Source organism: Fontimonas sp. FW305-C-3, from assembly GCF_058783185.1.
Map to the genome: position 1 here is coordinate 1 of NZ_JBYSYK010000009.1, position 1,338 is coordinate 1,338.

Annotated in this window: 1 protein-coding gene; it reads right to left on the bottom strand. The window is 60.6% G+C overall.

Annotation, left to right across the window (positions count from 1 at the left end):
- Window positions 1-36: 36 nt before the first annotated feature.
- Window positions 37-1,272: an IS256 family transposase gene (locus AC3WUF_RS20940; RefSeq protein WP_492429340.1), complete on the bottom strand. Its 1,236-nt coding sequence runs from the start codon at window positions 1,270-1,272 to the stop codon at window positions 37-39.
- Window positions 1,273-1,338 lie beyond the last annotated feature (66 nt).

A 1,338-nucleotide genomic window follows, 5' to 3' on the forward strand; every position in this document is an offset into this window, starting at 1 on the left:
GAGCGTGTCCGGATTTTTGTGTAAACGGCGGGTGGGTTAACGGATAGGCATCCTGTCTTCGAACTGGATGGTAAATCGGGTGAGCGCCGCCTTCCAATCACGGATCGGCAGGGTCCACCGCTGACTGATGTTTCGCAGCGCCAGATAGAAGAGCTTGATCAGCGCCTCGTCGCTGGGAAACGATCCCCGGTTCTTGGTCAGCTTGCGCAGACTCATGTTCACCGACTCGATGGCGTTGGTCGTGTAGATCACCTTGCGGATCTCCGGCGGGTAGTCGAAGAACGGCGTGATGCGCGCCCAGTTCCGACGCCAGCTCTGGCCGATCGGCGGATAGGCGTGATCCCACTTGTCTTCGAACGCGGCGAGCCGCTGCTCGGCTTCTTCGACGGTCGCGCAGCTGTAGATTGCCTTGAGGTCTTCGGCGACTTCGGCGCGCATCTTCCAGCTGACGTAGTTCAGGCTGTGCCGCACCAGGTGCACGATGCAGAGCTGGACGACCGTCTTCGGGTACACGGCTTCGATGGCTTCCGGAAATCCCTTCAGACCATCGACGCAGGCGATGAAGATGTCGAGCACGCCGCGGTTTCTCAGCTCGGTGACGACCTGCAGCCAGAACTTCGCGCCTTCGGTCTGGGCGATCCACAGGCCCAGCACCTCCTTCTCGCCGGAGAGGTTGATGCCGATCGCCAGATACACCGCCTTGACCCGCACCGCGCCGCTGTCGCGTACTTTGACGTGGATGCAGTCGAGATAGACGATCGGATACAGCGCATCCAGCGGTCGGCCCTGCCAGGCTTTCACCTCTTCGACGACAGCGTCAGTGACGGACGAGATCAGCGTCGGCGAAATCTCCGTGCCGTACATCTCTTCAAGATGCTGCTGGATCTCGCGCACCGTCATGCCGCGCGAGTAGAGCGACAGGATCTTGTCGTCGAAGCCTGACCAACGGGTCTGGTGCTTGGGGATCAGCTGCGGCTCGAAGCTGCCTTGCCGGTCACGCGGAATCTCGATCGGCAGCTCGCCGAAATCGCCCTTGAGTGTCTTCTTACTCTTGCCGTTGCGGGTGTTGCCGGCCGGGTTGGCGACCGTCTCGTGCTTGCCGTGTCCCAGGTGCTGGGTCATCTCCGCATCCAGCGCACGCTCGACCAGCAGCTTGGTCAGCTGCTTGAGCAGGCCGTTCTCGCCGATCAGGTCTTCTGGTTTCTGGTAGTTCGCCAGCAAGCTATCCAGCAGCTCCGTCGGCACAGCCGACTTCTTCTTCTCTACGGTCATCGCTACTCCTTGTAGCAAGGCAGTTTCCTGCCTCATGACCGTTTACACAAAATCTAGGACACGCCC